We start from the raw sequence: 4,165 nt of genomic DNA, 5'->3' as shown, positions 1-4,165 counted from the left end.
TCCACTGTATTATCCATTTCCACAAAGAAACCAAAACTCATCACACCAACAATTGTTCCTTCAAAAACTTGACCAATTCTTTTTTCCATGAACTGCGCCTTCTTATAGTCATTCACCATTCTTTCCATCATAATCGCATCTCTTTCTTTTTCAGAAATATGGAAAGCCTGTTTTTCGATTTTCTTTTCATCATTTGATGGTGTACGCTTTTGTTCATTAAAACAATACGCATGCAGCATGCGGTGTACAACTAAGTCTGAATAACGACGAATTGGACTTGTGAAATGACAATACTCTTCAAGCGCCAAGCCAAAATGTCCTAAACAATGCGCATCATAACGCGCCTTTTGCATAGAACGCAAAGCTACCATAGACAAGACTTCATATGCATTTTCATCTTGAATCGATTCTAAGAATTTTTGGATTTGGCTAGCATTTACTTCATCTGGATAGAAATCAAATGGAATACGTAAAGAATTCGCAACGGTACAGATTGTCGCAACTTTTTTAGGGTCTGGATTTTCATGCACACGATACATGCTTGGAATTTTATTCACATGCATATGGTGAGCCACACAAACATTGGCTAAGATCATACATTCTTCAATCATTTGTTCGGCAAAACCGCGCTCTAAAACTGTTACATCTACAGGATAGCCATTTTTATCCATAATGATCTTTGCTTCTTTGGTATTAAAATCAATACATCCACGATTGTGTGACTGTTTCTTTAATAATTTAGCCAAAGGCTCTAAAGTAAACAATAAATCTTTAACTTCTGCATACTCTTCTAATATAGTTTCATCTCCAGCTAAACATGCGTTTACCTTTTTATATGTACAGCGCTTATCGGAATGAATCACACTCGGGAAGACATTATATGTTAATAGATTTCCCCTCTCATCCACTTGCATAGCACAAGTAATTGTAAGTCGATCTACATTTGGATTTAATGAACAAATACCGTTACTCAAATCAAATGGAAGCATAGGCACAACTCGATCACAAACATATATAGAATTTCCTCGTAAATAGGCTTCTTGATCAAGGGCACTGTTTTCTTTTACATAATGTGAAACATCGGCAATATGTACATACAATAAATATCCCTTTTCATTTTTCACAATCGAAATCGCATCATCAAAATCCTTGGCGTCATCCCCATCAATTGTGACAGTTAATAGATTTCTTAAATCTTTACGATTTTCAAGTTCATCCTTTTGTACTTTTGCCGGGATTCTTTTACACTCTTTTACAATTTTCCCATTAAATACCTGACGAACCTGGTTGCTTGTAAGCATAGCACTAATATCTACGCCTGCATCGTCTGGATGTCCTAAGACCTGGATGATCCTTACTTCTAGAGGATCTGCATACTTCACAATTTGGCATACAACTTTTGTACGTTTTTTAAAACTAAATTCTTTTTCATTGACTACACGAATTGAACAGTGTAAATCTAAATCGCTATAGAAGAATGTTTTCTTCTTTTTAACAATCATAACGCCTGTAATATTTGTCAATCCATGATTAAACACTTTGATCAAAGAAGGTTCTGGCTTTAAGCGCACTAAAACTTCATCTTTATCAAAGATCTTCATCTTTTTATTTTTCGGAACATACACCTTATTATTTTCATTAAAGACGGCAATTTCATATCTGGAAATATCTTTTGCACTTCCAGCCATAAAATGTATATCATCAATCAAATATAGGCTTGTATGATCGTTATAAATCAATTTTTCATCTTCTAATTCATTTAAAGACTTCACCATTTCTGTAAATTCTTTACTTGATTTAGGTCTTACTATTTTTTCTAAATCGCGTATTTTACATTCTTTTTTTTCTTCTAGATATTGAATGATCTTTTCTTTCATTTTTTCCTCCTTTAAAACAGAAAAAAGACCTTAACGGTCTTTTAATTACACAATCTGCAATGCGATCACAATCGCAAAGAACAAAATTCCACAAAACAAAGTTAAACGAGAGATAACTTTTTCAGGACCTCTTTCTTTTTGTACCGCAAACAAGTTCAAATCTCCACTTCCTGTAAAGGCAGCAGACAACCCGTCTGATTTACCACTTTGTAATAATGTCAATATAATAATAACACCAGATAATGTCATTAAAACCACGTTTAATATATCTTTCATTTTTTCATCACACCTTCTACGATATTTCGATTATACCAATAATTCAATAAAAATACTAGTCAAAATTATAGTCTACTAAATCCATCAACGTATTCACTACATGAGTTGGATAAATTTTTAGTCGTTCAATATCTTCCTTGTTGTGAACCCCCGTCTGTACAAGCACCGTTTCAATATTTTGTTCATACCCAAGTTTAATATCCGTTTCTAGATTATCACCAATTAATACAATTTCATCTTCTTTTAAGCCAAAATATTCTAAACACAAATCAAGAATCGCTCGATTTGGCTTACCAATACGAGGGGATTTTTGATTGGCTGCATATTCAAACATATCTACGACACTGCCATTACCAACTTCAAATCCACCTGGTTTTGCTAAAATACGATCATTATTTGTACCAATAATTTTGGCTCCATTTAAAATCAAAGATAGAGCTTTTGAGTAAGATGCATATGTGGCATCTTTATCCAATCCTATAAAGACAAAATCTGGATTTTCATCATCAATAATAAAGCCTTCTTGATTCAATGCATCTTTCATGCCTTGTTTTCCAATGTAATAAGCTTTATTCCCTTCATAATGTTTCTTAACATATTGGCTAGCTGCCATAGCACTATTATAAAACATCTCTGGCTTAATATTTGTATATCCCATCTCTTCCATATGCTTTACATTTTCTTGTGGGGTACGCATCGAGTTGTTTGTCAAAAAAATAAATGGAATATCCTTTTGGATACAATAATCTAAAAATTGATGAGCACTTTCAATAATCTGCGTCCCACGATACATTGTGCCATCTAAGTCAAATACTAAAGTTTTCATAATTCACCTAAAAAAAGAAAGTCTTAGTCGACTTTCTTTAGATCCATATATGGAATTTCTGTTGGTGTTTCACGACCAAATAAGATTAATAGAACTGTAGCTTCTTTCTTTTCTTCGTCCATAGCTTCAATAACACCTTCGGAGTTTTTGAAAGCTCCATTTGTGATTTCTACACGGTCTCCCACTTCAAAATCAACTTGAACATTTACATCCTGACGTCCTAGACGACGTAAAACAGCATCAACTTCTTCTTGAGCTACTGGGAATGGTTTAGCACCCTTTCCACTTGATCCAATAAATCCAGTTACACCTGGAGTGTTACGTACAACATACCAAGCTTCATCTGTCATGATCATTTGTACTAATAAATAACCAGAGAATAGATTGTGTGTTTTTTCTACTGGTTTACCATTTTTATATTCAATTTCTTTTTCTTCAGCAACGACGATCTGGAACAAAGAATCTTCAAGACCCATAGTTTTTACACGACGTTCCAAGTTTTCTTTTACACGATTTTCTTGACCTGCATATGTATTTACTACATACCATTCTTTTTTTAACTCTGACATATTTTCCTCCCTATGCGCCAACGATCATTTTCACTAGACCGCTTGATAAAACCTCACAAACAAAGAAATACAAACCAAATAATACTGTAAATACAATTACCAAACCACTTGATGACATTAATTCTTTAAATGTTGGCCATTTAACAGTTTTTAATTCTTTGAACACTTTTGATGGTGAATATGTTCTTTCTTTTTTTTCTTTACTCATATGGATTCCTCACTTTGTTTCCTTATGCAAAGTATGCTTGCCACACTTTGGACAATACTTTTTAATTTCAAGACGTTGCGTGTTGGTCTTCTTATTCTTTGGGGTCGTATAATTTCTTGATAAACACTCTGTACACGTCAAAACAACTTTATCTGCCAATTCCTTCACGCTCCTTAACTCAATAAATGTACCATTTTATCCAGTCAACTGTCAATTGTCGTATACCACTTTTTTACCTTTTCAAACATAAAACTTACCTTTGAAGCACTTAAGCCAAGTTCTTCCGCTATATTTTTTAAAGTATAGCCCTCCATTCGAAAGTCAATGATCTGTACATAATCTTTACCAAAAACTCGGTTGATACGATTTTTTGTATATTCCCACATGAGTTTATCTAAAACAACATCAT

General features: G+C 33.5%; 7 protein-coding genes. All 7 read right to left on the bottom strand.

What is annotated here, in order from left to right; genetic code table 11:
* On the bottom strand, nucleotides 1-1,877 hold a 1,877-nt coding region (rnr, locus tag ACZQCL_RS02190), incomplete at its 3' end, for a ribonuclease R (protein ID WP_482481753.1).
* Nucleotides 1,878-1,922: 45 nt separating this feature from the next.
* The gene (gene secG, locus ACZQCL_RS02185) at nucleotides 1,923-2,153 is read right to left on the bottom strand and encodes a preprotein translocase subunit SecG (RefSeq protein ID WP_003866033.1); all 231 of its coding nucleotides are present in this window, start codon (nucleotides 2,151-2,153) and stop codon (nucleotides 1,923-1,925) included.
* A gap of 55 nt (nucleotides 2,154-2,208) precedes the next feature.
* Nucleotides 2,209-2,979 (bottom strand): HAD-IIA family hydrolase, encoded by a 771-nt coding sequence (locus tag ACZQCL_RS02180; protein WP_199593230.1) that lies wholly within the window; start codon nucleotides 2,977-2,979, stop codon nucleotides 2,209-2,211.
* Nucleotides 2,980-3,002: 23 nt separating this feature from the next.
* Nucleotides 3,003-3,548 (bottom strand): transcription termination/antitermination protein NusG, encoded by a 546-nt coding sequence (nusG, locus tag ACZQCL_RS02175; RefSeq protein WP_117925674.1) that lies wholly within the window; start codon nucleotides 3,546-3,548, stop codon nucleotides 3,003-3,005.
* A gap of 10 nt (nucleotides 3,549-3,558) precedes the next feature.
* The gene (gene secE / locus ACZQCL_RS02170) at nucleotides 3,559-3,756 is read right to left on the bottom strand and encodes a preprotein translocase subunit SecE (protein WP_117571877.1); all 198 of its coding nucleotides are present in this window, start codon (nucleotides 3,754-3,756) and stop codon (nucleotides 3,559-3,561) included.
* 9 nt (nucleotides 3,757-3,765) lie between these two features.
* Entirely contained in the window at nucleotides 3,766-3,915 is a 150-nt protein-coding gene (gene rpmG, locus ACZQCL_RS02165) for a 50S ribosomal protein L33 (RefSeq protein ID WP_117571901.1), read from the bottom strand.
* A 44-nt stretch (nucleotides 3,916-3,959) separates the two neighbouring features.
* Nucleotides 3,960-4,165, bottom strand: a 206-nt coding sequence (locus ACZQCL_RS02160) for a hypothetical protein (protein WP_482481752.1), incomplete at its 5' end; no start/stop codon positions are given.

It is taken from the genome of Holdemanella sp. (assembly GCF_056804935.1).
Note: the sequence above shows the minus strand (reverse complement) of the source record. Positions and strands in the feature narration are given on the sequence as shown.